General features: G+C 54.2%; 28 protein-coding genes and 1 pseudogene. 16 read left to right on the plus strand and 13 right to left on the minus strand.

The window, feature by feature from the left end:
• The first annotated feature begins 123 nt into the window (after positions 1-123).
• Complete coding sequence (locus F153LOC_RS02435; protein ID WP_102103739.1) at positions 124-1,338, plus strand: diguanylate phosphodiesterase; 1,215 nt, start codon at positions 124-126, stop codon at positions 1,336-1,338.
• Between the two features lie 184 nt (positions 1,339-1,522).
• A complete protein-coding gene (dsbG, locus tag F153LOC_RS02440) occupies positions 1,523-2,266 on the plus strand; it encodes a thiol:disulfide interchange protein DsbG (protein ID WP_369804785.1) in 744 nt (247 codons plus the stop codon).
• Between the two features lie 7 nt (positions 2,267-2,273).
• On the opposite strand, the gene F153LOC_RS02445 is transcribed toward dsbG, so the two are convergent.
• Entirely contained in the window at positions 2,274-3,578 is a 1,305-nt protein-coding gene (locus tag F153LOC_RS02445; protein WP_102103737.1) for a glycoside hydrolase family 10 protein, read from the minus strand.
• Between the two features lie 6 nt (positions 3,579-3,584).
• Complete coding sequence (locus F153LOC_RS02450; protein ID WP_102103736.1) at positions 3,585-3,872, minus strand: VF530 family DNA-binding protein; 288 nt, start codon at positions 3,870-3,872, stop codon at positions 3,585-3,587.
• Between the two features lie 285 nt (positions 3,873-4,157).
• Between F153LOC_RS02450 and F153LOC_RS02455 the strand changes: the two genes are divergently transcribed.
• From F153LOC_RS02455 to F153LOC_RS02470, 4 genes are all read left to right on the plus strand, one after another.
• Entirely contained in the window at positions 4,158-5,153 is a 996-nt protein-coding gene (locus tag F153LOC_RS02455) for an alpha/beta fold hydrolase (protein ID WP_102103735.1), read from the plus strand.
• Positions 5,154-5,197: 44 nt separating this feature from the next.
• Positions 5,198-5,938: a response regulator gene (locus tag F153LOC_RS02460; protein WP_025204193.1), complete on the plus strand. Its 741-nt coding sequence runs from the start codon at positions 5,198-5,200 to the stop codon at positions 5,936-5,938.
• Complete coding sequence (locus F153LOC_RS02465) at positions 5,935-7,233, plus strand: ATP-binding protein (protein WP_102103734.1); 1,299 nt, start codon at positions 5,935-5,937, stop codon at positions 7,231-7,233. Before F153LOC_RS02460 ends, F153LOC_RS02465 begins: the two co-directional genes overlap by 4 nt.
• 137 nt (positions 7,234-7,370) lie before the next feature.
• Positions 7,371-8,561: a cytochrome c biogenesis protein/redoxin gene (locus tag F153LOC_RS02470; RefSeq protein ID WP_102103733.1), complete on the plus strand. Its 1,191-nt coding sequence runs from the start codon at positions 7,371-7,373 to the stop codon at positions 8,559-8,561.
• A 198-nt stretch (positions 8,562-8,759) separates the two neighbouring features.
• Here the strand turns inward: F153LOC_RS02470 and F153LOC_RS02480 are convergent, their stop codons facing one another.
• Positions 8,760-9,344 carry an NUDIX domain-containing protein gene (locus F153LOC_RS02480; RefSeq protein WP_100780147.1) on the minus strand — a complete coding sequence of 195 codons (585 nt, stop codon included), beginning with the start codon at positions 9,342-9,344 and terminating at the stop codon, positions 8,760-8,762.
• A gap of 86 nt (positions 9,345-9,430) precedes the next feature.
• On the opposite strand from F153LOC_RS02480, the gene F153LOC_RS02485 reads away from it, so the two are divergent.
• Positions 9,431-10,204 (plus strand): DeoR/GlpR family DNA-binding transcription regulator, encoded by a 774-nt coding sequence (locus F153LOC_RS02485; protein WP_100780149.1) that lies wholly within the window; start codon positions 9,431-9,433, stop codon positions 10,202-10,204.
• 53 nt (positions 10,205-10,257) lie between these two features.
• On the opposite strand, the pseudogene F153LOC_RS02490 reads toward F153LOC_RS02485, so the two are convergent.
• Positions 10,258-10,518 (minus strand): annotated as a pseudogene (locus F153LOC_RS02490) (DUF4406 domain-containing protein); the annotation flags it as partial.
• Between the two features lie 202 nt (positions 10,519-10,720).
• The gene (gene arsH, locus F153LOC_RS02495; RefSeq protein ID WP_102103732.1) at positions 10,721-11,428 is read right to left on the minus strand and encodes an arsenical resistance protein ArsH; all 708 of its coding nucleotides are present in this window, start codon (positions 11,426-11,428) and stop codon (positions 10,721-10,723) included.
• A gap of 87 nt (positions 11,429-11,515) precedes the next feature.
• Here arsH and F153LOC_RS02500 point away from each other — a divergent pair, with 87 nt between their 5' ends.
• The 4 genes from F153LOC_RS02500 (at position 11,516) to F153LOC_RS02515 (ending at position 14,310) form a co-directional block, all read left to right on the plus strand.
• Complete coding sequence (locus F153LOC_RS02500; protein WP_102103731.1) at positions 11,516-11,836, plus strand: metalloregulator ArsR/SmtB family transcription factor; 321 nt, start codon at positions 11,516-11,518, stop codon at positions 11,834-11,836.
• A 45-nt stretch (positions 11,837-11,881) separates the two neighbouring features.
• Positions 11,882-13,171 (plus strand): arsenic transporter, encoded by a 1,290-nt coding sequence (locus F153LOC_RS02505; RefSeq protein WP_102103730.1) that lies wholly within the window; start codon positions 11,882-11,884, stop codon positions 13,169-13,171.
• Between the two features lie 12 nt (positions 13,172-13,183).
• Entirely contained in the window at positions 13,184-13,612 is a 429-nt protein-coding gene (gene arsC, locus F153LOC_RS02510; protein ID WP_102103729.1) for a glutaredoxin-dependent arsenate reductase, read from the plus strand.
• 173 nt (positions 13,613-13,785) lie between these two features.
• On the plus strand, positions 13,786-14,310 hold the full coding sequence (locus tag F153LOC_RS02515; protein ID WP_102103728.1) for a lipocalin family protein: 525 nt from the start codon (positions 13,786-13,788) through the stop codon (positions 14,308-14,310).
• 94 nt (positions 14,311-14,404) lie between these two features.
• Here the strand turns inward: F153LOC_RS02515 and F153LOC_RS02520 are convergent, their stop codons facing one another.
• From F153LOC_RS02520 to budA, 3 genes are read right to left on the minus strand one after another with little or no spacing between them, the layout of a single operon-like run.
• Positions 14,405-15,175 (minus strand): (S)-acetoin forming diacetyl reductase, encoded by a 771-nt coding sequence (locus F153LOC_RS02520; RefSeq protein WP_102103727.1) that lies wholly within the window; start codon positions 15,173-15,175, stop codon positions 14,405-14,407.
• Between the two features lie 19 nt (positions 15,176-15,194).
• Entirely contained in the window at positions 15,195-16,874 is a 1,680-nt protein-coding gene (gene alsS, locus F153LOC_RS02525; protein WP_369823747.1) for an acetolactate synthase AlsS, read from the minus strand.
• Between the two features lie 13 nt (positions 16,875-16,887).
• Positions 16,888-17,667: an acetolactate decarboxylase gene (budA, locus tag F153LOC_RS02530; protein WP_102103725.1), complete on the minus strand. Its 780-nt coding sequence runs from the start codon at positions 17,665-17,667 to the stop codon at positions 16,888-16,890.
• 105 nt (positions 17,668-17,772) lie between these two features.
• On the opposite strand from budA, the gene F153LOC_RS02535 reads away from it, so the two are divergent.
• A complete protein-coding gene (locus F153LOC_RS02535; RefSeq protein WP_102103724.1) occupies positions 17,773-18,654 on the plus strand; it encodes a LysR family transcriptional regulator in 882 nt (293 codons plus the stop codon).
• 15 nt (positions 18,655-18,669) lie between these two features.
• Here F153LOC_RS02535 and F153LOC_RS02540 read toward each other — a convergent pair whose 3' ends face one another.
• The gene (locus F153LOC_RS02540) at positions 18,670-20,004 is read right to left on the minus strand and encodes a PLP-dependent aminotransferase family protein (RefSeq protein WP_102103723.1); all 1,335 of its coding nucleotides are present in this window, start codon (positions 20,002-20,004) and stop codon (positions 18,670-18,672) included.
• Between the two features lie 104 nt (positions 20,005-20,108).
• On the opposite strand from F153LOC_RS02540, the gene F153LOC_RS02545 reads away from it, so the two are divergent.
• Positions 20,109-20,999 carry a DMT family transporter gene (locus F153LOC_RS02545; RefSeq protein ID WP_102103864.1) on the plus strand — a complete coding sequence of 297 codons (891 nt, stop codon included), beginning with the start codon at positions 20,109-20,111 and terminating at the stop codon, positions 20,997-20,999.
• Between the two features lie 38 nt (positions 21,000-21,037).
• Here F153LOC_RS02545 and F153LOC_RS02550 read toward each other — a convergent pair whose 3' ends face one another.
• The gene (locus tag F153LOC_RS02550) at positions 21,038-21,925 is read right to left on the minus strand and encodes a LysR substrate-binding domain-containing protein (RefSeq protein WP_102103722.1); all 888 of its coding nucleotides are present in this window, start codon (positions 21,923-21,925) and stop codon (positions 21,038-21,040) included.
• Positions 21,926-22,036: 111 nt separating this feature from the next.
• On the opposite strand from F153LOC_RS02550, the gene F153LOC_RS02555 reads away from it, so the two are divergent.
• Together F153LOC_RS02555 and tam are read left to right on the plus strand one after the other, a co-directional pair.
• Positions 22,037-22,612, plus strand: coding sequence for a nuclear transport factor 2 family protein (locus tag F153LOC_RS02555; protein ID WP_102103721.1), 576 nt, complete (start codon positions 22,037-22,039; stop codon positions 22,610-22,612).
• A gap of 57 nt (positions 22,613-22,669) precedes the next feature.
• On the plus strand, positions 22,670-23,428 hold the full coding sequence (gene tam / locus F153LOC_RS02560) for a trans-aconitate 2-methyltransferase (protein WP_102103863.1): 759 nt from the start codon (positions 22,670-22,672) through the stop codon (positions 23,426-23,428).
• Between the two features lie 6 nt (positions 23,429-23,434).
• Here the strand turns inward: tam and F153LOC_RS02565 are convergent, their stop codons facing one another.
• A complete protein-coding gene (locus F153LOC_RS02565; RefSeq protein WP_102103720.1) occupies positions 23,435-23,875 on the minus strand; it encodes a GNAT family N-acetyltransferase in 441 nt (146 codons plus the stop codon).
• Complete coding sequence (locus F153LOC_RS02570) at positions 23,872-24,360, minus strand: GNAT family N-acetyltransferase (protein WP_102103719.1); 489 nt, start codon at positions 24,358-24,360, stop codon at positions 23,872-23,874. The genes F153LOC_RS02565 and F153LOC_RS02570 overlap by 4 nt, the downstream gene beginning before the upstream one ends.
• Before the next feature lie 96 nt (positions 24,361-24,456).
• On the opposite strand from F153LOC_RS02570, the gene F153LOC_RS02575 reads away from it, so the two are divergent.
• The gene (locus F153LOC_RS02575; protein WP_100780878.1) at positions 24,457-25,005 is read left to right on the plus strand and encodes a GNAT family N-acetyltransferase; all 549 of its coding nucleotides are present in this window, start codon (positions 24,457-24,459) and stop codon (positions 25,003-25,005) included.
• Between the two features lie 7 nt (positions 25,006-25,012).
• On the opposite strand, the gene F153LOC_RS02580 is transcribed toward F153LOC_RS02575, so the two are convergent.
• A complete protein-coding gene (locus F153LOC_RS02580) occupies positions 25,013-25,927 on the minus strand; it encodes a bestrophin family protein (RefSeq protein WP_100780169.1) in 915 nt (304 codons plus the stop codon).
• Between the last annotated feature and the right edge of the window lie 162 nt (positions 25,928-26,089).

Here is a 26,089-nt window from a genome sequence, read left to right on the forward strand (position 1 = left end):
GTGGTTATGTTTGCACTAAAAAATCTGAAAATGATTTGTTGAGGCAATATTATTAGTCGGCGGCTATAAATTATGATAAACAATCGCTTAAAGGCGAAATTATCATGGCGAGACTGACTTACCGTGCTGACTACACTCATTTATCGAAGCCAGTTAAATTCATCCTGTGAACCATTCGAGCTCATTTCACTGGTCGAAAAAGCAAAACAGCGTAATGCCGGGCTAAACATTACCGGCATTCTGCTGTTTAACGGCGCGGAGTTTCTGCAAATCCTTGAGGGGAAAGAAGAGAACGTCGTTACGCTTTTCCAGAAAATCCGGGCTGACAAACGGCATAACGGCGTCGTGGAACTGATGCGCGACTACGGGCCACGCCGTCGCTTTGAAAACGTTGGCATGCTGCTGTTCGACCTGCAGGTAGATACGCCAAAATCCGTGCTGCAATCGGTGCTGCGCTACAGCAAACTCGAAAGCTACCTCACTTCTGAAGATCGGGTATTTAAATTCATTCAGCGCTTTATCACGCATAAAAAGCAGCCTGGTGCGAACGATGCATTTCGCCCCGAAAGCTGGAAACTGGAATCAGAACTGGCGCCTTTTGGACGAGGCGTCGAAGGGTTAATGACAAACCAGATATGCCAGTTTGCTTTCCAGCCGATTGTTGAGCCATCAGAGGGGAAAATCACCTCCCTGGAGGCGCTGATTCGCGGCAATGACGGGGGAAGCCCAGAGCGATTCTTTAATGCCATTCATCCTGACAAACTCTATGAAATCGATCTTCAGACCAAAGCCTATGTCTTTGCGCTAGCAGAAAAAATCGGCATTGGCAGTCATAAGATCGCCATCAATCTGCTGCCAGGCTCACTAATCAATGTGCCCGATGCGGTAAGTTTCCTGCTGGAAAATATCGCGAAACACCACCTTTTGCCTGAGCAAGTGGTGGTGGAAGTGACGGAAAACGAGATGATTTCCGGCTTTAAACAGTTTAATAGCGCCATCAAACAACTGCGGGCGGCGGGGATCGGTCTGGCTATCGACGATTTCGGTTCGGGATATGCCGGGCTGTCGCTGCTCACCAAATTCCAGCCGGATAAGATCAAAATTGATCGGGAAATTGTCAGTGATATTCACCTCAGCGGTCCGAAGCAGGCGATCGTGAAATCGATTGTCAGCTGCTGTACCGATCTGGAAATTACGCTGGTGGCTGAAGGTATCGAAAAGATGGAAGAGTGGTGCTGGCTGGAATCGGCCGGGATCAGACGTTTCCAGGGCTTCCTGTTTTCCCGTCCGCAGCTCAACGGTGTCGGGGACATTCACTGGCCACTGATGACGCATTAACGCGTGATGAAATTTTTCTCTCCGCATATATAAACGCCTGGTTGTAAGCAGGGGACTGGCGCTTATTGGTTCAGGAAAAAAGTGACAAAGACAAAACCTTACACACCAGGTAAGGGGATATCCATCGTTATGGTCTATTATCGGTGCGTCTTCTTTTTACAGGTGTGTTATGCGCAATCTTCTTATGACCACATGGTTTATTCCCGCGCTGGCCATGGCAGCCAGCGATATTCCGCCGATTGTGAAGCAGTTTGGCGAGCAGCAGGGCATTCATAATATCAAAGAAATTGATGCTACCGGCGGAGTAAAAAGCTGGATCGGGCAGTATCAGGACATGGGCGTCACGCTGTTTATGACGCCTGACGGGAAGCATATTATCTCTGGTTATCTTTATGATGATAAAGGGAAAAATATCAGCGAAGCCTATTTCCAGAAAGAGATTTACATCCCGTTAGGCCGTCAGATGTGGGATACGCTCAACAAAACGCAGCCGTTGAAAGAGGGCGCACAGACGGCTCCCCGGAAGGTGTATGTTTTTGCCGATCCGTTCTGCCCGTACTGCAAAAAATTCTGGGCCGAAGCCCAGCCGTGGGTAAAAGCCGGGAAAGTGCAGTTAAATACGCTGCTGGTGGCGTTTTTGAATCCGAAAAGTGGCCCAAATGCGACAGCCATTCTGAATGCAGCCGATCCGGTCGCGGCGTGGAAAGAGTATGAGCTTTCCGGCGGTAAAATTCTGCCGGAGCTGAAGGGCACCTCATCGCGGGACACCTTCAATATGCTCCAGCAGCACCAGAAATTGATGGATGAGCTGGGCGCAAACGCTACGCCCGCAATCTATTACATGAATGACCGAAACGAGTTGCAGCAGGTGGTCGGGATGCCCGATCAGAAGCAATTACTGGAAATGTTCGGTCCAAAACCCGACTAGCCGGGGTTCACGAACCCCAGCGAGTTTTGATGTAGCTGACCGCTTCCTGCGCCTGCGGCTGATTAAGATAGTCCTCTCTGAACAGAATCGTACCGTCGATGTGCGGTACCGATTCGTTCAAATCGAGCTGTTTTTTCAGCTCCGGCACACCGCCATTAACGGTCCAGTCTGGCTCATTTTTAGATCTTTCACCCACTTTATACAACGCGACACCAATATAAAGGCGCGTGTTGGTCGGCTTAACGACGTCTGCCCACCATTTTGCCAGCACATCATAACGCGCGGCTTTGCGTGAGAAGGGCCAGTAAACCTGAGGCGCAATATAATCCAGGAGACCTTGCTTCACCCAAAGACGGGTATCGGCAAAGGCTTCGTCATAGGCTGCCGCACCGGACGTTTCAGATCCTAACGGATCGTGGGAGCGATTACGCCAGACGCCCGCAGGGCTGACGCCAAATTCGACGCCGGGATTCAGCTGCTTGATCGAGCGCGAAACTTGTTCAATCAGCTGTTGGGTATTGTGTCGGCGCCAGTCGGCTTTGGACGCAAACCCGGCACCATATTTCTGGAACGTCTGATAGTCATTGAGCGTCGAGCCTGGCGTTTCGGTGTAGAAATAGTCATCGAACTGCACACCATCGACCGGATAACGTGAAACGACTTCGGCCACAATACTGGTGATCCAGTCGCGGGCTTCAGGAATACCCGGGTCGAGCACGTAGCGATCGCTGGCGGTGCGGATCCAGTCGCGATGCAAAACAAACACGCTGGCCGGATTGAGCGAAATCGTGCGATTCAGTTCCGCGACTGTGCTCGGTTTAGTATTGGTCGTGACCCGGTAAGGGTTAAACCAGGCGTGGACTTTCATACCGCGTTTGTGTGCCTCGTCGAGCATAAACATCAGCGGGTCGTAGCCTGGATCTTGTCCGACGTGTCCGGTGAGCGTGTCAGACCAGGGTAAAATCTTTGACGGCCACAGCGCCGTGCCATCCGGTTTGACCTGGAAAAATACCGTGTTAATACCGAGGCTTTTCAGTTTATCGAGCTTATCGGTCAGCGCTTTTTGCTGCACGCTGTTGCGGGTAGCCGGGTTGCTGATATTCACGGAGGAGACCGGCGGCCAGTCGAGACGGGACACGGTCGCCAGCCAAATGCCGCGCATCGGGCCATGGTCACGTGATTTATCAGGCAGTGGATGTTTGGTCACCGGCGGAAGCGGGGTGACTAAGGAAACCGGCGGTTTGGATGAGCAGCTGGCGAGCAGCAGCGCGAGAAGAATAAGTGCGCCAGAACGTTTAACGTGAAAGGGCATCTGATGTTAACTCTTTTTCAGTCGGCTGTTAGCCCAAGGGTCATCATGAAGCGGGTCAGATTCTTGAGGTGCCGCATCGTCCAGCGAGTCCAGATACAGGGCTTCAACTTCAGCACGTGCCCAGGGAGTACGACGCAAAAACTTCAGACTCGATTTAACGCTAGGGTCGCTTTTGAAACAGTTAATGTTGATCAGTTTGCCCAACTGAACCCAACCGTAACGGGCAACCAGTGCGTTGACTTGCATTTCAAGCGTTACGCCATGCAAAGGATCTTTGGAAATATGAGCTGCCATAGTGAAGTCCGGTTTCTGCTGTGAGTCGTCATGGAGTGCAAGGGAAGGGTACAAGAAAGTCGGGTTATCGGCAAACAATCCAGGGGCTTTTCGCATTGGCGAAGCCGACGATTATGTTCGTTATCGCGTCTCGCTTTAAGACGCAATGACCTGTTATTTGTATCACACTGTATCAACGTCTCTGATACATACACAGGCTTGCAATAAAGGCCCATTCGCACATATCCGTTATACAAACCGATGTTGTTATATCCCCGTGAATCGTACTCAATCGGAGATAAGAACATGTTCAGCAAACTCGCATACTCAACTCTGGCGTTAACCGTTTCTCTTGGTACCGTCATATCCTGTCAGGCCGAAGCAACCGGTACTGATTTCGCGACGGCTTTTGATCATCCTCAGCAGATTAACGCCGGCGACCTTAACGTCGGTTATGTCGACATCGGGCCGAAAAATGGTCAACCGATCATTTTATTACACGGCTGGCCCTACGATATTCATAGTTATGCGCAAGTCGCTCCCGCGCTTGCAGCTAAAGGATATCGGGTGATTGTGCCGTCTCTACGTGGCTACGGAACTACCCGTTTCCTCTCAGATAAAACGCCGCGTAACGGCCAGCCTTCGGCCATGGCGAAAGACGTTGTGAACCTGATGGATGCCCTGAACATCAAGCAGGCCGTTTTTGCAGGATACGACTGGGGTGCCCGTACGGCGGACATCGTCGCGGCGCTGTGGCCAGAACGCGTTAAATCGCTGGTCTCCGTCAGTGGATACCTGATCAGTAGCCAGCAGATTGGCAAACAGCCCTTACCGCCGAAAGCAGAAGTTCAGTGGTGGTATCAGTTCTATTTCGCCACTGAACGTGGCGCTGAAGGCTATGCCAAAAACACCCATGACTTCGCCCGTTTGATCTGGTCACAGGCATCACCTGACTGGAAATTTAGCGATGCAACGTTTGACGCCAGTGCAAAATCCCTTGATAACCCGGACCATGTCGCGGTGACGCTCAGTAACTATCGCTGGCGTTTAGGGCAAGAAAAAGGGGAGCGCAAATACGACAGCTATGAGCAAAAACTGGCAACGCTTCCGAATATTACCGTCCCGACGATCACCATCGAAGGCGGAAACAACGGGGCGCCGCATCCTGCTCCACAAGCCTACGCCGGGAAATTCACCGGTAAATATGAACACCGTACCTTTGGCAAAACCGTAGGTCACAATCCACCGCAGGAAGATCCGCAGGATTTCGTTAATGCAGTTGTTGACGCTGATAAACTCTGAAACGTGCTATTTTCAATACGTTACCCTTCAGTCTGGAGATTACTGTGGAGCATATTGATCATATCCTTGTCGTCGATGACGACAGGGATATTCGTGAGCTGATTGTTGATTATCTCGTTAAGTCCGGATATCGCGCCTCTGGCGCGGCAAATGGCAAAGAGATGCGAGTTGTGCTTGATAAACAGCATATCGATCTTGTGGTGCTGGATGTCATGATGCCCGGCGATGACGGATTAACGTTGTGTCGTCAGCTCCGAAGCGGTAAACATAAAGACTTGCCCATTCTGATGCTCACGGCGCGTAACGAGGAAACAGACCGGATCCTGGGGCTAGAGATGGGCGCAGACGATTACGTCGTGAAGCCTTTTGTTGCACGCGAATTACTCGCGCGGATAAAAGCCATTTTACGTCGTTTCCGCACAATGCCCCCCAATTTACAGGTGACAGAGGCCGGGCGACTGGTCACGTTCGGTGAATGGCAGCTGGACACCGTGGCCCGTCATTTAATCGACAGTGAAGGGATGGTGGTGGCGCTCAGCGGGGCGGAATATCGTTTACTGCGCGTGTTCCTCGATCACCCTCAGCGCGTCCTCACCCGGGATCAACTGCTCAATCTGACCCAGGGGCGCGATGCCGAGCTGTTTGAACGATCGATTGATCTGCTGGTGAGCCGGGTTCGTCAGCGTCTGAATGAAGATGCCCGCACGCCGGCCTATATAAAGACCGTACGCAGTGAAGGCTATGTTTTTACAATGCCGGTGACCATAAAAGAGGCCAATGAATGACGCTTTGGCCACGCTCGTTGTTGTCCCGGCTGTTGGTCATTGTGCTGGCTGGACTCTTACTGGCCAATACCCTCAGCCTGACGCTGGTGATGGTTGAACGCATGCACAGCGCCCGCACCGTAATGCTGGGTAATCTGGAAAACGATGTTGCCACCAGCGTGGCCATTCTTGACAGGCTTCCCGCTCAGGAGCGGGAAGCCTGGTTGCCGCGGCTTGAGCGCGGTAACTATCGCTATATTCTTGGGCCAGGAGAACCGGGCGCACCGCCTGAGGATAAGCGTTCACGCGATGCCATTCGAACGCTAAAAGAGACCCTTGCGGCTGATCATCCGCTCACGTTTACCGCCGTTCCCGGTCCCATTTCTCATATTCAGGCGCATCTCACCTTACGCGATGGCGCACCGTTAACGATCGATCTGACACCACGCATGCCACCAGTCGCCAGCTGGTTACCTGTCGTGCTGGTATTGCAGCTGCTGCTGCTTGCGGCCTGCGCCTTGATCGCCGTTCGTCAGGTGATTCGACCTTTTTTACAGTTTACCCGTGCGGTTGAAGCGCTTGACCCGGCGGCAAACACACCAATGAAGGAGGAGGGGCCGGTAGAAGTGCAAAGAGCCGCGCATGCCTTTAACGCGATGCAGGCGCGCATTCAATCCTATCTCCGCGAACGCGCGCAGATCCTGGCATCTATTTCTCACGATCTGCAGACGCCCATCACGCGCATGAAATTGCGCGTCGAGATGACCGATCAACCCGAGTTACGCGACAAGTTATTGAACGACCTCGATAACATGACCCGTCTGGTGCGGGAGGGGATTGCCTATGCCCGGTCATCAGAATCCCTGAAGGAAACCTCGCTAAAGCTGGAGCTCAATGCCTGGGTAAACAGCATTGCCTGTGATTATCAGGACATTGGTAAAAACGTGCAGTTTCAGGCAAACGACACCCGCCTGCCGATAGTGACTCGGCCGCAGGCACTTCGCCGGGTGATGACCAATCTCCTGGATAACGCGCTTAAGTTTGGTGGCTATGCCGTTATTGAGATTGATGATTCTTCTGCCGGATACATTGCTATCCATATTCTGGATGGCGGGCCGGGGATACCCGATGCTGAGCTCGACGCGGTATTACAGCCTTTTTATCGGGTAGAAACATCGCGTAACCGTGATACCGGCGGAACCGGCCTGGGACTGGCGATTGCCGCGCAGCTGACCGCACAGCTTGACGGGAAACTGCGGCTGGCCAACCGGCCTGAAGGCGGGCTGAAGGTCACGGTAACACTACCGCGTCGCTAATTGTACGGTTTTGTATCCGGTTGCGTTAGCGATACGAGAGCAGACAAATCGCCCCTTTTTGCACACATCCCAAACACATCCTTACGATGAAATACCCTCACTGCAGCGTCGCAGGCCATCTGTAATGTGAGGTTTTTATGTTTTTGATAATCGCTTTTCTGGGCGGGATGATAAGCCTGCTCAGTCCATGTACGCTCCCGGTGATTCCTCTTCTGTTAGCCGGTTTTCAGGGGCAGCGAAGACATATCCTGGCTCTGCTGGCAGGGATGATCGTGATGTTTACCGTGGTGGCGATGGTTGTCACTGTTGCCAGCGAATGGATCACGGATGCCACGATAATAGGGCGCTGGCTGGCACTCATTATTCTGGCTACGGCCGCGCTGGCCTTAATTTTCCCGTCATTCGCCCAGCGTATAGCCGCGCCTGCGGTCAACGCGGGCAATATCCTCAACACCCGTAGCGGACTAACGCGTGGAATGTTTTCCGCTTTCCTCGCCGGACTTGCCGTCGGTCTGCTCTGGTCTCCCTGTGCCGGACCGATCCTCGGGGCTATTTTCAGTATCAATATTGCGGGTCATTCGGCCATCACCACCGGCGCGCTGTTGGCGGCGTATGGCAGCGGATGTGCGCTTATGCTGAGCCTGCTGATGGCCGGTGGTCGGAAACTAATGGCACCGCTGCGGGCCAAATCAGCGCTGATGGAGAGATTGCGCAAGGGGGCGGGTGTGGTGATGTTAGCGGCTGTTGTATTCAACGCCACGGGGATGAACTCGTTGCTGAAAGGTGCAAATGGAGTGGCAGACCGTCTTGAAACGACGCTTCTAACCCTGGCTAAGCCCGCCACTTCCCCAGTAAAACTGCGGCCGGTGGTAATGACCGAAGCCATGAGTCAGTTGCCTTCGTTAAGTGGAGGAACCGGGTGGATTAATGGTGACCCTGTCACGTCTGAATCATTGCGGGGTAAAGTAGTACTGATTGATTTCTGGACCTGGGACTGTATCAACTGCCAGCATACGCTCCCGCATGTCCGCGACTGGGCCACGCGATATCAGTCCCAGGGTCTGGTGGTAATCGGCGTGCATACGCCTGAATATCCGTGGGAAAAACCGCTCTCGTCAGTGAAAAACGCGGTGAAGAAATGGGAACTGCCGTATCGGGTCGTGACGGATGATAACTACCAGATCTGGAACGCCTTCGGAAACCAGTACTGGCCGGCACATTACTATTTCGATGCCAAAGGGCAGTTACGTTATACCTCTTTTGGCGAAGGTAACTATGAACAGCAGGAAAAAGTTATCCAGCAACTGCTTAAAGAGGCCCGGTCATAACGTTGCTCAGGGCTGGCGTTGAGCAATGACACGTCATCCAGGGGAATTCTGGTGAGCAATTCAGCGGCGGGGCCGAATACGTTCGGCTCCGCGTCGCAGGTGAAGGGAAGGGTTCCAGTCGGCCATCTTTGCATCTCCGTTATGCATGCTTAACACCCGCAGACACCTGCATTGCGGCAGGTATCTGTCCTACGGCATTTACAGAATGCCTTTCAGGGCAACATGATAAAGCAGCATGATGGTTTTCCCGTCGACAATCCTGCCCGTTTCAATGCCGCGCAGTGCCTCTTCCAGCGTCATTTCCAGTACGTCGATATCCTCACCCTCCGCTTTGAGTCCACCGCCTTCACTGGTTTTGTCTTTCAACTGGTATTCGGCGAGATAAAAATAGAGTTTTTCAGTGACGGAGCCTGGGCTCATGTAAGCTTCAAAAATTTTCTCAACGCGGGAAACGCTATAGCCGGTCTCTTCCTCCGCTTCTGCTTTAATCCGGCTTTCCGGATCCATGTTATCGAGCAAGCCCGCAGCAGCTTCAATAAGGTCATCTTCGTGCCCGTTAATAAAGACAGGGAAGCGGAACTGGCGGGTCAGGATCACTGTCTTTTTATCCCGGTTATAAAGCAGGATGGTGGCTCCGTTTCCCCGGTCGTAAACTTCGCGATTTTGCCGCTGCCATTCACCATCGCGCCGCTGCAGATCAAAGGTATATTTTTTCAGGATGTACCAGTTATCTGACAGTGTTTCACTTTCTATGATGCGTACATCTGCACGTTTTGATTGCACGTTTGTTCCTCCTTACGTAGAGTAATTATCATAAACAGCACTATCGTGCAGTTTCAAGTCTAATCGTGCAATATCAGGAATTCCTTATGCTCACAACACAGCGAAAACAATTGATCCTTGAAAAGCTCGAGGCTGAAGGTCAGGTCCAGTCGAAAGCGCTCAGCACGCTCTTCGCGGTGTCTGAAGACACCATTCGGCGTGATTTACGCGAGCTGGCGGCAGAAGGGCGTTTACAACGAGTTCACGGCGGAGCGCTGCCGTCATCCTCGGCCATTGCTCCGTTTGCTGAGCGTAAATCGGTAAAGATGGATGCCAAGAAAAATGTCGCCCGTAAAGGTGCGCAGCTGATTTCTGACGGCCAGGTGGTGATCATTGACGGCGGCACGACCACTTCAGAGCTGATTACATTTTTCCCTCCTGATTTGAAGATAACCGTGGTCACGCACAGCCCAGGCATTGCGCTGGGACTTGTCGAACATCCCTCCATTGAGGTTATTCTGATCGGTGGTCGTCTGTATAAACACTCTATTGTTTCGGTCGGCGCGGCTGCCATCGAAGGCATCGAAAAAATCCATGCGGACCTGTTCTTTATGGGAGTGACCGGCATCCATCCTGATGCGGGCCTGACGACCGGTGATTTTGAAGAGGCGAGCATCAAACGTGCATTTTCCGGCAGAGCCGCCGAAACGGTTGTGTTGGCTTCCCCCGAAAAAATCAATACCGCGTCATCTTTTGTGATTGGCGATCTTTCGCTGGTGAATACCATTGTCGTTGAAGACGATACCGATAGAGCCTGGATTAACGCCGTAAAAGAAAAGGGGATTTCCGTAGTGATGACCTCTGAACGGGAAGATGCCTAAGAAAAGCCTTTATGGTCCGGCCTGTCGATACGCCGACAGGCCAGCAGGCAACATCAAACCTGTGGGATATCCTCGAGCGCAGTGTAAATCTTAAGCCCCAGCGTTTGCGCCACCTCAATGTCCATATCGGCACCTTTGGACGCGCCAGCAATCCGGTAGATAGCATCACATTTTGCAATGAGTCGGTGCGCGACGGGATAGAGCATCGCTTCACTGATTTCATCATCCATCGATTTCGAGCCAGCCATTTTTGCCAACGGTAAGGCCAGCCATTCGCCAATAACCGGAACGTGGCCACGTTGATAGACGGCTAACATTAGAGGGAGTTAAGACAGTTGCAGAAGAGTAGAGTTGGTCTGGTAATGCGTTTGTTTTATTAGATCTCGCATTTAACATAATATACATTATGCGTACCAATCATATAACTACTCAAATCTGCCACTCACATCAGGCTGATTATGAACAACCGGAGTCGCGTTCACTCCGGTCTTTTCCGCATCTCTCTGAAATCTGTTCTCAGATTTTTGCCTGATTCACTCGCGCCGACAGCGCCTGGTGATTCTCTTTTCTTTCGCTGTATCGGTCGGACAGATAACCTGCGTGTTTTTTAAGAATCAGCGTGATTTTATAAAGCTCTTCTGTGACATCCACAATTCGATCGTACCAGGCTGACGGTTTCATCCGTCCTTCTTCATCAAACTCCTGCCACGCCTTCGGCACTGAGGATTGATTTGGAATGGTGAACATCCGCATCCAGCGACCAAGGATTCGCATCTGGTTGACGGTATTGAATGATTGCGAGCCTCCGCAAACCTGCATCACGGCCAGCGTTTTTCCCTGGGACGGCCGAACCGCGCCTTCACTCAGCGGTATCCAGTCAATCTGCGCTTTCATCACCGAACTCATTGCGCCATGCCTTTCGGGAGAACTCCAGACCATCCCGTCACACCATCTGACCAGCGCCCGCAATTCGAGCACTTTCGGATGGGTTTCTGGTGCGTCGTCCGGCAATGGCAGACCCGATGGATTAAATATCTTCACTTCGGCGCCCATTTCGGTCAATAACCGCCCCGCTTCTTCTGCGGCAAACCGGCTGTAGGAACGTTCTCGAATGGATCCGTAGAGAATCAGAATGCGTGGCGGCGTTGTTGGGTCACTGCCTGAAATTTTGCTGGTGACCGTATCATCAAAGAATTGTGGTTCGATGGCGGGTAAATGTTTCATGAAATGGCTCCGTTCTTAAACGCTGTACTTTTAAAGTTATCATATATGGATTAGCATATGTGTCGTCAAATCTTATCGAGGTGCTACATGCTACAGCCTGTTCAGCTTTTTAAATTACTCTCTGATGAAACCCGTTCAACGATCGTGATGTTGCTCAGGGAGTCCGGAGAGCTTTGCGTATGCGATATCTGTGCGGCAACGGCAGAGTCTCAGCCCAAAATTTCACGCCATATGGCGTTATTACGTGAGGCCGGGCTGGTTTCCGATCGTCGTGAAGGGAAATGGGTCCACTATCGCCTTTCGCCACATATGCCCGCGTGGGCGGCGGCGATTATTGACTCAGCCTGGAACTGTGAGCGTGAAAACATTCGCAACACGCTCAACAACGCTTCACCGGCTGCATGCTGAAATGCGTTTACATATTCGTCTGAATAGATATGAATGGAGTAACTGATGTTATTGGCCGGTGCAATTTTTCTGCTTACCCTCGTTCTGGTTATCTGGCAACCACGGGGTCTGGGCATTGGCTGGAGCGCCATGCTGGGTGCAGGTCTGGCTTTACTGACGGGGGTCGTTCATCCTGAAGATATCCCGGTAGTCTGGCAAATCGTCTGGAACGCCACCGCCACGTTTATCGCCGTGATCATCATCAGTCTTCTTCTTGATGAGTCCGGGTTCTTTGAATGGGCCGCGCTGCATGTTGCCCGCTGGGGAAATGGCCGTGGCCGCCTGCTGTTCACCTGGATTATCCTGCTGGGTGCGATGGTGGCCGCGCTGTTCGCCAACGACGGTGCCGCGCTGATTTTGACCCCGATTGTAATCGCGATGCTCCTCGCGCTGGGTTTCAGCAAAGGCGCCACGATGGCCTTTGTCATGGCGGCTGGATTTATCGCCGATACGGCCAGCCTGCCGCTGATCGTGTCAAACCTGGTGAATATCGTATCGGCAGATTTCTTTCAACTGGGCTTTGCGCAATATGCCGCAGTAATGGTCCCGGTCAACCTTGCGGCGATTGCTACAACATTGGTTATGCTCCATGTGTTCTTTCGCAAAGAGATCCCTGCCGTTTATGACGTCTCTCTGTTGAAACAACCGAAAATGGCCATCCGCGATGGCGCGACCTTTAAAATGGGCTGGCTGGTTCTGGTGCTGCTGTTAGTCGGATTCTTTGGTCTCGAGCCGCTCGGCGTGCCGGTGAGCCTGGTTGCTGCCGTCGGTGCGCTGCTTCTGTTTGCCGTCGCGAAAAAAGGGCATGCCATAAATACCGGCAACGTGCTGCGTGGCGCGCCCTGGCAGATCGTGATCTTTTCGTTGGGCATGTACCTCGTCGTCTACGGTTTGCGCAATGCGGGCCTGACGCACGCCCTCTCTGCTCTGCTCAACAAACTGGCCGATCACGGTTTGTGGGCTGCGACACTCGTGACCGGATTCCTGACGGCATTTCTCTCCTCCGTGATGAATAATATGCCAACCGTTCTGGTGGGTGCCCTGTCGATCGATGGCAGTACCGCGACCGGCGTCATCAAAGAGGCGATGATCTATGCCAACGTTATCGGCAGCGATCTGGGCCCCAAAATCACCCCGATTGGCAGTCTGGCAACGCTGCTGTGGCTACACGTTCTGGCGCAGAAAAATATGACCATCACCTGGGGATATTACTTCCGGGTCGGGATCGTCATGACCATCCCAGTGCTATTTGTGACGCTGGCCGCGCTGGCGCTTCGCCTGTCTTTCACTGTGTAATGAGGTACTGATATGAGCAACATCACTATTTACCACAACCCTGCCTGCGGCACGTCGCGAAATACCCTTGAAATGATCCGCAACAGCGGGACGGAACCCAAGATTATCCTCTATCTGGATACACCGCCCACGCGGGAAGAGCTGGTGAAACTGATTGCAGATATGGGGATCAGGGTTCGGGCGCTATTACGCAAAAATGTCGAACCCTATGAGCAATTAGGGTTGGCAGACGACTCTTTCAGCGATGACCAGTTGATTGATTTCATGTTACAGCACCCTATTCTCATCAACCGGCCCATTGTCGTTACCCCTCTGGGGACGCGTTTATGCAGGCCATCAGAGGTGGTGCTGGATATTTTGACGGAAGAGCAGCGCGGTGCGTTCAGGAAAGAAGATGGTGAACCTGTTGTGGATGAACACGGAAAACAGATCAAGAAATAACGACTGTTCAAGGAAGCGCTCAGTTTTTCAGGTCCGTAGAGAATAACCTGAGCAACCTTCGCTTTTCACTGTCAGCCGTCTTATCAGGAAATACTCAATTTTTTGTGATAATCATTCTGACCTGTTGTTTACACTACACTTAACTCCCGGTTACTAAAAAGAAAGGAGTTCGCATGAAACTATGGCCTGTGATGACGGGTATCGCTGTGGCGCTCACGCTGGTTGCATGTAAATCACCGACCCCACCAAAGGGCGTGAAACCTGTCAGCGACTTTAACGCCAGCCGTTACCTCGGTAAATGGTATGAAATCGCGCGCCTGGAAAACCGCTTTGAAAAAGGGATGGAACAGGTTACAGCGACGTACGGTCTGCGTAGCGACGGGGGAATTACCGTACTCAACCGTGGATATGATCCGATTAAGAACAGGTGGAAAGAAAGTGAAGGGAAAGCGTACTTCACCGGAGCGCCCACCACTGCAGCGCTGAAAGTCTCGTTCTTTGGCCCGTTTTACGGCGGCTATAACGTGATTAAACTGGATAAGGATTACCAGCACGCACTGGTCAGCGGCCCGAATCGCGACTATTTATGGATCCTCTCTCGCTCAACAACCCTTCCAGAGACGGTCAAGCAGGACTTCCTCGCGACGGCGCGTGAGCTGGGCTTCCCGGTGGAACAGCTGGTCTGGGTCAAGCATTAAGGATTAGCAGATAGCGGGCGACAGAGAAAACCGCGGATAAAAAAGCCCCTGCAATGATGCAGGGGAAACACATGTCAGAGCTTATCGTTATTTTTTAGTTAAACACCATTCCGCCGTCAATCAGCAAAGACTGACCGGTCATGTAGTTAGAATCAGGCCCTGCGAGGTAAGAGACGCAGGCGGCGACATCTTCCGGTTCGGACAAGCGGCCAAGCGTGATTCGTTTGGCGAAGGTTTCAGTGCCGTAGCCGGCTGGTTTGCCTGCGGCCTCGGAAATCTGACGGTCAATCTCTTCCCACATCGGCGTTTTCACAATACCCGGGCAGTAGGCGTTAACGGTGATGCCGAGCGGAGCCAGGTCTCGCGCGGCGGTCTGCGTTAAGCCGCGTACGGCAAATTTACTGGAACTGTAGACCGCAAGCTCGGGATTTCCCGTATGGCCCGCCTGGGAGCAGGCGTTGATGATCTTGCCGCCGTGCCCCTCTTTGCGAAAAGCGTCAATCGCCGCCTGAATCCCCCAGATCACCCCTTTCACGTTGATGTTATAAACCCTGTCGACAATCTCAGGCGTGATCGACTCGATAGGCGTAGACGGCGCGATCCCGGCGTTATTGACGATCACATCGAAGCCACCCAGCGCCGTTCGGGCTTTCTCTACTGCCGCAAACACCTGCTCGCGGTTCGATACATCCACCTTCACGGCAACGGCTTTGCCACCGTTACGGGTGATTTCATCGGCGACCGCTTTTGCCGTATCGGCGTTGTAATCGGCAATAGCTACGGCAAAACCATCTTTCACCAGGCGAAGCGCAATCGCTTTACCAATTCCCTGACCGGAGCCTGTTACGAGAGCAACTTTATGCATGTCTTTGTCCTTAAGTAGTTCACAAAATCTGACTGAGATGGAGCTGGCCCATCAGCAGCGGGTTGTCGCTATAGTCGACGGGAATGGCCACCACGGCAGGGCCGTCGACCTCCATCGCCGTTCGTAGCGTGGGTTCCAGCGCGTCGGCACTCTCCACGGCAAAGCCTTTCGCGCCAAAGGCATCGGCATAGGCTTTGAAATCCACCGGGCCGAAGTTCACGCCGGAAAGTCGCTGGTATTTTTTCTCTTCCTGGATAGCCACCATGTTGTAGCCGTTATCGACCCAGATGATGTGCAGAATGTTGGCTTTGAGGCGCACGGCGGTTTCCAGCTCCATGCTCGACTGCAGGAATCCCCCGTCACCGGATACCGACACGACTTTGCGGCCAGGGTTGACCAGCCAGGCGCCAATCGCCCACGGCAGCGCAACGCCCATGGTCTGCTGCCCGTTTGAAATCATCACCTGACGCGCACGGAAGCTGTAGAGATAGCGGGCAATCCAGATGTGGAAACTGCCCATGTCGACGGTGAGCGTCACGTCGTTGTTAACGATGTCCTGCATGGCCCGCACGATGCGCAGCGGATGCAGGGCGAACTGATTAAGCGATGCGCCACGTCTGTCGAGCAAATCACGCTGATGGCGGCGATCGAGGAGAACTTCAGTGGCGCGCGGACTCAGCTCCAGCGTATGACTGATCCGGCTGGCGAGCCGGTTTAGCGTACCGGCAATATCCCCGACCAGTTCGAGGTCCGGGACGTAATTGCGCTCTTCATAGGCCGGAAGCACATCAATATGCACCAGGGTGGCGTCGCCGCTATTCCACATAGACGGCTCGTATTCCACCGGGCTGTATCCCACGCAAATAATCAGATCCGCCAGATGTAACAGCCTGTCGCCCGCCTGATTATTAAACAGGCCGACGCGTCCGGCGAAGCGGGTGAAGTGCTGTTGATTCACGGCTCCGGCCGCCTGATAGGTGCTGGTGACCGGAATACCGCTTTTTTCCAGCAGCGTATGCAGTGCCGCGCTGTTCGCGGGCTGGCTGGCCATCAGGCCCAGCAAAATGACCGGATTTTTGGCGTTTTCGATGAGCTTCGCGACGTCATTAATCGCCGCGTCTGGGGCCGGGCCCATCAGTGCCGATGTGCTGGCAGGCAAAATCGCGCCGGTGGCCGGCAGATCGACAATATCCTGCGGCAGGCTTACAAACGCCCCGCCCGGTCTGCCCTGCTCAGCGGCGCGAAAGGCGTTGGATACCACCTCGGCAATGGCATCCGAAGAACTCACCTCCACGGCATATTTGGTGACCGGGCTGAACATGCTGACGGTGTCCATGCTCTGATGGACCAGTTTGGCTTTATCTGCCCGTTTCACAGCCCCGCCCAGGGCAACAACGGGGTCACCTTCGCTGTTGGCCGTGGCGATACCGGTGATCAGGTTCGAACAGCCCGGACCGGAGGTGACAAGGGCCACGCCTGCTTTACCGGTCAATCGCCCTACCGCTGCCGCCATAAACGCCGCATTTGCCTCGTGACGCACGGGAATGATGTTGATGGAGGAATCCAGCAGTGAATCAAAGACTTTATCGATTTTTGCGCCGGGAATACCAAAAACCTGTTTCACGCCCTGCGCTTCCAGCTGGCCGACGATCATATCGGCACCATGCGCCCACTGACGAGCCTGTTTATCACTGTTCACGATGATTCTCCTGTTAGTTTTCGACGGAACGGATCGCTGCATCGAGGTCGCCCGGGTGGAGATTAGCCTGCAAAAATGCGCTGTCGGCAGGCAGGTCAATCATCAGCTTGTGAATTTCACCGAACGTGAGTACGCCCTGCTCAAGCTGGTAATCGAGCAGATGCCCGCCGCCCTGACGATCGTCAGTGATGAAGTGTTCGTGGTAACCCGCCACGTTAATGCCCTGCATATGCTGTGGGGTACGGAATCCGACCAGAACCCCCTTGCGCTGGTTAAAACGGAACACCGGCTGGTCGTCGAGCACGTCGGTCATCGCGCGATAAGGCGGCGTCTGACGAGGAACGGTACGGGTGTGTGCGTGGCGGAAGTTGCCGTCAATACGCAGGGCGCAAAACAGATTATCCGATGGAATTTGCTGGTCTATCACGTCATGGATCTGCTGGCGGCTGACCGGCTCATCAAATGTTTTCTTATATTGCGGCTGGAACCAGGTCATCACGGCAAACGGCGTTTTTTGCTCCGGCTTTGCCGCGCGGGCGCTACCGTCGGTGCGCAGTTGGTAGACCTGGCTGCTAAAGGCAATCATTTCGCCATCCAGCTCGTTGAACGTGCCGAGGCCAAAATCGCCGTGCGTGAGCAGGCTGGCGATGGTGGTTTCCCCTTCATACACGCCGCTCAACAGGGCGCTCATTAGCGATGTCTGATAGATCACGTTGTCAGGGTGTTGCGCCGAGAATCCTCTAAGGGTTTCGCACAAACTCGCCTCACAATCGCATGCAGATGAATGCGTCATCATGCGTTTCCTCTTCAACTTTATTTATAAAGGTTAAATAAATGTTGACCCGATTCAGCAGAGAGTTCCAATATAGAAAGCATGCGGGTTTGAGACGTTTTTGATATGGAACTTCGTTATCTACGGTATTTCGTCGCGGTTGCGCGCGAACGACACTTCACCAAAGCGGCTAAAGCACTGGGGATGTCGCAGCCTCCGCTGAGCCAGCAGATCAAGCGGCTCGAGGAGGAAGTGGGCACCCCGCTGTTCAGGCGCCTGACGCGGGGCGTGGAACTCACCGAGGCGGGAGAAGCGTTCTATGAGGACGCCTGCAAAATCCTCGCGATGAGCGATGCCGCGCTGGAGAAAGCCAGGGGCATTGCGCGCGGGCTAAGCGGGAATTTGTCAATTGGGATCACCAGTTCTGATGCGTTTCATCCGCAGATCTTTGCGCTAATTCATCAGTATCAGCTTCAGAACCCGGCGGTGACGGTTCACCAGGTCGAAGCCAATATGTCCTCGCTGATGACGATGCTGGCGGAGGGGGAACTGGATATCGCCTTTGTGCGTTTACCGTGCGAGAGCAGCAAGCAATTTGAGCTGAAATTACTCGACCGGGAACCGATGGTGGTGGCGTTACACCGTACGCATCCCCTTTCGGGGTGCGACGCGCTGGCGCTGGACCAGCTTCGGGATACGCCGATGATTTTATTTCCGCAGGAGGTTGCGCCAGCCCTGTTCGAGCGCGTTTACGGCTGCTGCGAGCGGGCCGGAATTGATATGCACCATACGCTGCAATCCTCGCAGCTTTCGTCATCCCTGAGCATGGTCGCCGCAGGGGGCGGGTTCGCCCTGGTGCCACAATCGATGGCCGCCATTTCGCCGACCGATGTGACCTACCATGCCCTGACCACACCGGAACTCTTTACGGATATCGCCCTCTGCTGGCGTCGTTTCGAACGCTCGCGGACGGTGAAACGTTTGTTAGCGATGCTGAAAGTGGATTGAGTTCCGGTCTTCTGTTCAGCGGCTTTGCTCTAACGCTATCGCTTCACGCACCTTGACCAGTGCGGTGCGCAGATGCTCAATTGACACCGACCCCAGCGCGATGCGGATGGCCTGGGGGATGGTCTGCGCCGTACAGAACGGCTCAGCCGTTGAAACGGAAATATGTTTGTCCATAAGATCTTTTACCACCCGGTCGGCGCGCGCCTCTTCAGCTAGGGGAAGCCAGGCGAAATAGGAATTTGGATGAGTAATGCACGCCAGTTCGCCTAAAGACTCCCTGAGTACCGCCTGCCGTTCGCGCGCATCGCGTCTTTTCAGCGTTTCAAAACGCGACACCGTACCGTCCTGAATCCAGTTACACACCAAAGTTGTCATGATGGATGGCGTATTCCAGCTGGTCGCCCGAACCGCGCGTTCCAGGGCCGGACGGTACGATTCAGGGCAGATCACCGCGCCCACCCGTAGCCCGGTCGCCACGTTCTTTGAAAATCCGGTGACGTAAACCGTGCGTTCCGGTGCATAAACCGCGACCGGCGGCGGTGGCCTGCCAATCAAATAGGCATACGCCGTGTCTTCAATAATGATGAGATCGTGAGCGCGGGCGATTTCGGCCAGCACTTTTCGCTGCTCGCGATTCATCACCCAGCCCAAAGGGTTGTGCAACGTGGGCATGGTGTACACCGCCCGAACTGGGCGTTTTTGGCAAATCTGCTGTAATGCGTTCAGGTCCGGGCCGTCAGCCAGCGACGGGACAGGGATCAGCTCCATATGATATAACGTGGCCAGCGCTTTAAACCCGGAATAGGTCAGCGCGTCCACAGCCACCACATCGCCGGGGCGCAGCAGCCCCATCACCGTGACAGTCAACCCGTGCTGGGCGCCATTGACGATGACGACATTGTCCGGCGCAGGGCGAAATCCCTGACAGGAGAAATGCCCGGCAATAATCTCGCGATCGGTCAGCCTCCCGGCATGGGGCTGATAGCGCAAGTGCGATTCGATATCACCGGCGTTCGATACCTGGCGTAACGCCTCGCGCAGCAGCTCTCCCTGCCCCGCTAACGCGGGATAGTTAAAGTTCAAATCCAGCACATCAGATGCCACGGCCTGTTGATCGACGCCGTGGCCGTAAGGAACAGAAATCTCACGGACAAACGTCCCTCGCCCGGTTTCGCCACTCACCAGCCCCATCGCCTCCAGCTCCGTATAGACGCGGGTCGCCGTCGCCAGAGAGATTTTTTCCCGCTGTGACAGGTGGCGATGGGTCGGCAGCCGGGTGCCCGGGGTGAGCGTCCCCGCCCGAATCAACGCTGCGAAGGTATCCACTATCGCTTTATACCGGGCTTTCATCGAATGTATCCATGACAATTTTTTGATTGTATCGGATTCATGAGACTACCATCGGCTTCACAGATGCTCAAGCCTGCGGGCATGATGAAAATAAAGAGGTGTATGTGGTCAATTCCGTGGTGCATAAAACTGATTCCAACGCGATGTCCGGCTGGCTGAACGGGCTGCTGGGCGTCATCATTTTCAGCGGTTCGCTACCCGCCACACGTGTGGCGGTGCTGGATATGAATCCTTTTTTCCTGACGTTTCTGCGGGCGTCCATTGCCGGTCTTTTCGCCATGATGCTGATCGTCGGGTTTAAGGAAAAACGCCCGCAGTTGTCGCACATTTTGCCTCTCGTCGTGGTCGCGCTTGGGGTGGTGATCGGCTTTCCGCTGCTGACGGCGCTGGCGCTTCAGCATGTCACCTCGGCGCACTCGATTGTTTTTCTCGGCCTGCTGCCGCTCAGCACCGCGATTTTTGGCGTACTGCGCGGCGGCGAACGGCCCAAAAAAACCTTCTGGATCTTCTCTGTGCTGGGCAGCGTACTGGTGATGGGCTTTGCCCTCTCACAAAGCGCGGCAGTCTCCCTTGTTGGCGATCTGCTGATGCTCGCTGCGGTGATCGTCTGCGGTCTGGGTTACGCCGAAGGCGCCAGGCTGACCCGTGTGCTCGGAGGCTGGCAGGTCATCAGCTGGGCGCTGTTGATTTCTCTGCCTTTTATGCTGACAGCCACAGTGATGACGCAGCCGGCCTCCTTCAGCCACATCGGGTATTCCGCCTGGCTGGCGCTGGGATACGTCTCTCTTTTCAGCATGCTGATTGGCTTTATTTTCTGGTACAAAGGCCTTGCGCAGGGCGGGATCGCCGCCGTCGGTCAGCTGCAGTTGTTACAGCCGTTCTTCGGCCTGGGGCTGTCGGCGACGCTCCTGCACGAAAGCGTCAGTCCGTTGATGATCGTTATCACCGCAGGCGTCATTCTGTGCGTCATCGGTTCGCGGAAATGGGGCAAATGACGCGCTCCAGAATGTCCATGATGGAGGCATGGGGCAGATCAGCGAGCAGCGCCCTGTGCCGCTAACGACAGAAATGCGTTCACCGCGCCGCTTGTCTCCGTGTCACGGCTAATCAGCAGCAAATTGGCCGTTAACGCCGGGGCATTCAGACGGCGATAAACCAGGCCGGGAATATTCACCTGCTGCAGCGGTGCGGGAACCAGCGCAAGCCCCATTCCGGCGGCAGCATGGGCCAGGACGCTCAGGGTGCTGTCAGAACGGTGCGCGATCTGCAGCCTGCTTTGCAGCTGCTGGCTCAGCATGAGATACAGATTTTCATGCGTATCATGGGCGTCGTAGAGGATCAGCGGCTGCCCGGCAAGCATCTCGACGGTAAAGAGCGGACGCTCAGCCAGCGGGTGTTCGTCCGACAATGCCACCAGAATGTCCCAGTCCCCTATCCTCTGCACCCTGATTCCGGCGGTCAGGGTTTTGCTGTGATCCGGCGTGTAGCCGATATCCTGCCGCCCGGCGAGAATGGCTTCCACCTGCTGCTGCGCCGGGACCTCCTGCAAAATCATCTCCACATCCGGATAGCGTTGGCGAAAATGACGCAAATCACGCATCAGTTTTCCGCTAAATACGGCATTCCCGGCAAACCCGATTCGCACCGTGCCGGTCTCTCCGCGCAGGGAGCGCGCAACGGCGTGTCGGGCAAACTCGGCCTGCTCCAGCGTGCGTCGCGCCTCGGTCTGGAACAGTTTTCCCGCTTCGGTCAGCTCGACGCTTCGGCTGGTCCGAACCAACAACGCGCCGCCGAGTTCCTCCTCCAGCGCGCGGATCTGCATACTCAACGCCGGCTGGACGATGTTCAGGCTCTGAGCGGCGCGGCCAAAATGCTTCTCTTCCGCCACGGCCAGAAAATAGCGTAACTGGCGTAAATCCATGTCGCACCTCCATCAATCATTAAATCTGATTAATCCGTCATTATATTGTATTGGATGTTATCGAACGCAGGGTGAATACTCCATGCATCTTTCATTAGCGGAGCACGAAAAATGGAAAACAGAACTGAAGATCGCCTGCAGATTACCGACCTGATCAACGGCTGGATCCACCGGGATTTGAACGAATGGGAACAGCTGCGTTCACTCTTTCACCCTGACGGCACGATCGAAGTCACCTGGTTTGAGGGGCTTTTCGGTGATTTTGTGACGGGTTCAGAGCGTATGGGCGCATCGGATATCCGCACCAAACATCTGATGGGCAGCCCGATTATTACCTTCAAGGGTGACAAAGCGATCGTGGAAACGAACGCCATTATTATCGCCGAAAACGTCAAACTGAACGTGGGCTGCAACGGACATAACCGTTTCTACGACCTGATGGAGAAACGCGACGGCGTCTGGAAATTGTTCCATCGTCAGAGCATTTACGACATGGGCACCTTTACGTTCCCGATGGGAATGGTGGAGATAGACGCGACGACTGCCGAGAAATACCCGCGTGAATACGCTGCTCTCGCCTACGTGCTGGAAAAGAGCGGATTCCCGGTTAAACGTGTTTTTGCCACGCGCGGCAGTGAATTAGAGCGAAAAATGAAAGCTGACGGCCAGGCCTGGTTAAACGCCTGAACATAACCATCGCCAATCATCTACACTTGCTGAAACCCGCAAACTGGAGATGCGATGATGGCCGACTGGAACCCTTCTTTATATCTGCAATACGGCGCGGAACGCACTCGTCCCGCCGCCGAACTGCTGGCAAGAGTGGCGCTGAACGAGGTGACGGATGTGTTGGATTTGGGCTGTGGCCCGGCAAACAGCACCGCACTTTTGCATCAGCGCTGGCCATCGGCACGCATTGTTGGCGTGGATAATTCACCGGCCATGCTGGAACAGGCGCGGGTTGCGTTGCCCGAATGTCAGTTTATTGAAGCCAATATTCAAACCTATCGCCCGGCGCATTCGGTTGATCTTGTCTATGCCAACGCGTCGCTGCAGTGGATTTCCGATCACTACGAGCTGCTCCCGCACCTGGTTTCTCTGCTCAAAATGAACGGCGTGCTGGCGATTCAGATGCCTGATAATCGCGATGAGCCATCGCACGTTTTGATGCGTGAAGTAGCTTACGAGCAAGGTTTCCCGGACCGCAGCCGCGATCCGCTGCCCGGCGTTCATGCCTATTTTGATATTTTGACGGACGCGGGTTGCGACGTGGATATCTGGCGCACCACCTACTATCACAAAATGAGTTCGCATCAGGCGATCGTTGACTGGGTGAGTGCCACCGGATTGCGCCCCTGGTTGCAGGAGCTGAGCGAACACGAGCAGCGGAACTATCTGGAGCGCTATCTTGAACTTCTGGAGCAGCAGTATCCGCTGCAGGAAAACGGGCAGATTTTGCTGGCTTTCCCGCGCCTGTTTATCGTTGCCCGTCGTGAACCTTAAAAGAACTTATAGCGACAGGCGATAACGTACAAAATCGTCCGCCTCACTAAACTTGTCATACAGTTTTCGCGCAGGGTTGTTTTGACGCGTCACCCAGTACAGCGTTGACCACCCTTCGCGCTTTCCTTCCGCCTGGAGGGCCTCTATCAGCGCCTTTCCGGCACCGCTCCCACGCACATTTGCATCGACAAACAGATCTTCCAGATAGCATACGGGTGCGGTTGAAAATGTCCCTTCATGCAGCACACACAGGGCGAAACCCACGACTTTCCCGTCCATTTCCGCGACCCGACAGAGCAGCGCAGAATGCGGGCTCAGCGCCCTTTCCCATGTCGACGCGGTCACGGACTCATCGAGTTTGCATTCGTAAAACGCCGTGTAGCCATCCCACAGCGGCCGCCAGTCGGCATAATCCTCTGCACGCAACGCCCTTACGGTTATCGTCATAGGGTCTCCTCGCCGGTTAAATCGATCGTCATGTGAATACAACGCAGCTGGGCATCGGCCATTCTTGAATAATGAAATCCCTCGCTAACCGTTACAAAGCCTTGTTTCTGATAGAAAGTCTGCGCGTTAGGCGTTGAGGAGAGCGTTAATTGCGAAATACCGCGTGCGCATGCATCTGCTTTAATCGCCGCGATGATCCGCCCCGCCAGCCCTATTCCGGCTGCTTCGGGGACGGTAAAGATCGCTTCCACGCTGCTGGCGGCCAGATCGAGATAGCCGCTTGCCACGATTTCTCCCTTCTCATCGTCGACCACGTAAAAGGGATTATCGATTATCACCTGACGGTAGCTTTCCGGCATTGCCTCCGGCGTCCAGCGGGCGATCACGTCACTATCATAGCTACTCTGGCAGCCTGCACGGATGGCCAGATTGCGAACGAGCCAGAGTCTTTCTGCCTCTTCCGGTGCGGCCAGTCTTAACGTCATATTTTCCTCGGCTATTCAGTCATAGCAGAATGTGGTAATCATGAAAATAGCAGAAGGCAAACAAAAACATAACGACAAATAATGGAGATCCGAATCGTGAAAACGCCCACGTTAACCACTGAACGTCTGTTACTCAAACCGCTGGAAGCGGAAGATGCGCTGCAAATCCAGACATTATATCCACGCTGGGAGATCGTTCGTTATATGGTGGCGAGCGTACCCTGGCCCTATCCGTCCGATGGCGCAGAAACATACGTGAACAACGTTGCCCTGCCGGATGTGGAAAATGGCGTGGCGTGGTTCTGGACGATTCGTTGCAAAGATAATCCCGATCAACTGATTGGCCTGATCTGCCTGTACGACGTCGAGGATAATAATCGGGGATTCTGGCTGGCGCCCGAATGGCAGGGTCAGGGCTATATGCGCGAAGCGAGCATTGCCGCGACGGACTTCTGGTTTAATACGCTGAACAAACCGCTTCTGCGTGCGCCAAAAGCAGCCGTCAACCAGCGCTCTCAGCGGATCTCTACCAGCAGTGGAATGCGCCTGGTGAGAACGGAAAAGAAAGCCTATGTCAGCGGCGAGCTGGACTCGGAGTTATGGGAAATCACCCGCGAGGAGTGGAACGCCTTGCAGCGTTCCTGAATGTTCATTACGTGAGCTGGTAATGCTTGTCCGGTAAGACGCGGGCGGGGATTTCCGGCTCATCGTTCATTTGCAGCAGATCGATCTCCATCGCATTGCAGATGGCATCCAGCGGCAGGTCGTTATTTTCCACGCCGAAGGGCTCTTCCAGCTCTTCAGCCAGCGCATCGAGGGAGATAAAGGTGTAAGAGATCAGCACCGAGACAAACGGCGTCATGTAGTGCAGATCGACCACCAGGGCGAACGGCAGCATAATGCAGAACAGATAGACCGTGCGGTGCAGAATCAGGGTGTAGGCAAACGGCACCGGCGTATTGGCAATCCGCTCGCACCCGGCTAACACCACGGACATGTCGTTCAGACGATTGTTGAGGCTGTGGAACAGAATATCTGACAGCTGCCCTTCCCGACGGCGTACCGCCAGCCACTCGCCCATGATCAGCAAAATACGGTTCGACGGCGAGTTTGAATCCATCACCGCGCGTAAATGTGACGCAGAAAGATAGCGTGAAAGCTGCTCCGCCTGCGGCTGGCGTCTGAGCGTCATGCGCAGGCAATGGGCGAAGGCGATCTGCAGACGCACGAACTCGCTGAGATGCGGATCGTCCGGGAGCGTGTTTTTCACCTCGCGAAATAGCGAGCGTGACGCTATCATCAGTTGCCCCCAAAGCTGGCGAGCCTCAACGTAGCGCGAATAACAGGCGTTATTGCGAAACCCGAGGAAGATAGCGATCGCCACGCCGAGAATGCTGAACGGCGCAACGGTCAGTTTGATCCCAAGGGAAGAGTACCAGGGTAACATCACGATAACAGCGATGGATAACAGGAAGTTAAGGAATAACCGGGTAAAGATTTTAGACAGGACGGAGCCGTGCCAGACAAAAATCAGGCGCAGCCAGTGCTGTTGAGGACGAACAATCATAGTCAGCTTCAGGTCAATAAAGAGCGCGACTATTAAACGTGATCGCCGTCACGGTTGCAAGCTTGTTACAGGATTGCTGCCCCTTTTTAACTGCGAGACAAAAAGCGCACGGTGCCGAAGCGTGTTATAAAAAAACGGAGTGAATAGTATGTTGTAACTAAT

The organism is Lelliottia sp. F153 (genome assembly GCF_002870005.1).
GTDB lineage: Bacteria > Pseudomonadota > Gammaproteobacteria > Enterobacterales > Enterobacteriaceae > Enterobacter > Enterobacter nimipressuralis.

Bases quoted from the DNA above. Each gene is read 5' to 3' on its own strand.
- F153LOC_RS02470 (WP_102103733.1), top strand. From the start codon at position 7,371: ATGTTTTTGATAATCGCTTTTCTGGGCGGGATGATAAGCCTGCTCAGT.
- F153LOC_RS02445 (WP_102103737.1), bottom strand. From the start codon at position 3,578: ATGCCCTTTCACGTTAAACGTTCTGGCGCACTTATTCTTCTCGCGCTG.
- F153LOC_RS02485 (WP_100780149.1), top strand. From the start codon at position 9,431: ATGCTCACAACACAGCGAAAACAATTGATCCTTGAAAAGCTCGAGGCT.
- arsH (WP_102103732.1), bottom strand. From the start codon at position 11,428: ATGAAACATTTACCCGCCATCGAACCACAATTCTTTGATGATACGGTC.
- F153LOC_RS02570 (WP_102103719.1), bottom strand. From the start codon at position 24,360: ATGACGTTAAGACTGGCCGCACCGGAAGAGGCAGAAAGACTCTGGCTC.
- budA (WP_102103725.1), bottom strand. From the start codon at position 17,667: ATGACGCATTCATCTGCATGCGATTGTGAGGCGAGTTTGTGCGAAACC.
- F153LOC_RS02540 (WP_102103723.1), bottom strand. From the start codon at position 20,004: ATGAAAGCCCGGTATAAAGCGATAGTGGATACCTTCGCAGCGTTGATT.
- F153LOC_RS02580 (WP_100780169.1), bottom strand. From the start codon at position 25,927: ATGATTGTTCGTCCTCAACAGCACTGGCTGCGCCTGATTTTTGTCTGG.
- dsbG (WP_369804785.1), top strand. From the start codon at position 1,523: ATGACCACATGGTTTATTCCCGCGCTGGCCATGGCAGCCAGCGATATT.
- arsC (WP_102103729.1), top strand. From the start codon at position 13,184: ATGAGCAACATCACTATTTACCACAACCCTGCCTGCGGCACGTCGCGA.
- F153LOC_RS02500 (WP_102103731.1), top strand. From the start codon at position 11,516: ATGCTACAGCCTGTTCAGCTTTTTAAATTACTCTCTGATGAAACCCGT.
- F153LOC_RS02505 (WP_102103730.1), top strand. From the start codon at position 11,882: ATGTTATTGGCCGGTGCAATTTTTCTGCTTACCCTCGTTCTGGTTATC.
- F153LOC_RS02535 (WP_102103724.1), top strand. From the start codon at position 17,773: ATGGAACTTCGTTATCTACGGTATTTCGTCGCGGTTGCGCGCGAACGA.
- F153LOC_RS02465 (WP_102103734.1), top strand. From the start codon at position 5,935: ATGACGCTTTGGCCACGCTCGTTGTTGTCCCGGCTGTTGGTCATTGTG.
- F153LOC_RS02450 (WP_102103736.1), bottom strand. From the start codon at position 3,872: ATGGCAGCTCATATTTCCAAAGATCCTTTGCATGGCGTAACGCTTGAA.
- F153LOC_RS02520 (WP_102103727.1), bottom strand. From the start codon at position 15,175: ATGCATAAAGTTGCTCTCGTAACAGGCTCCGGTCAGGGAATTGGTAAA.
- F153LOC_RS02515 (WP_102103728.1), top strand. From the start codon at position 13,786: ATGAAACTATGGCCTGTGATGACGGGTATCGCTGTGGCGCTCACGCTG.
- F153LOC_RS02555 (WP_102103721.1), top strand. From the start codon at position 22,037: ATGGAAAACAGAACTGAAGATCGCCTGCAGATTACCGACCTGATCAAC.
- F153LOC_RS02455 (WP_102103735.1), top strand. From the start codon at position 4,158: ATGTTCAGCAAACTCGCATACTCAACTCTGGCGTTAACCGTTTCTCTT.
- F153LOC_RS02550 (WP_102103722.1), bottom strand. From the start codon at position 21,925: ATGGATTTACGCCAGTTACGCTATTTTCTGGCCGTGGCGGAAGAGAAG.
- tam (WP_102103863.1), top strand. From the start codon at position 22,670: ATGGCCGACTGGAACCCTTCTTTATATCTGCAATACGGCGCGGAACGC.
- F153LOC_RS02565 (WP_102103720.1), bottom strand. From the start codon at position 23,875: ATGACGATAACCGTAAGGGCGTTGCGTGCAGAGGATTATGCCGACTGG.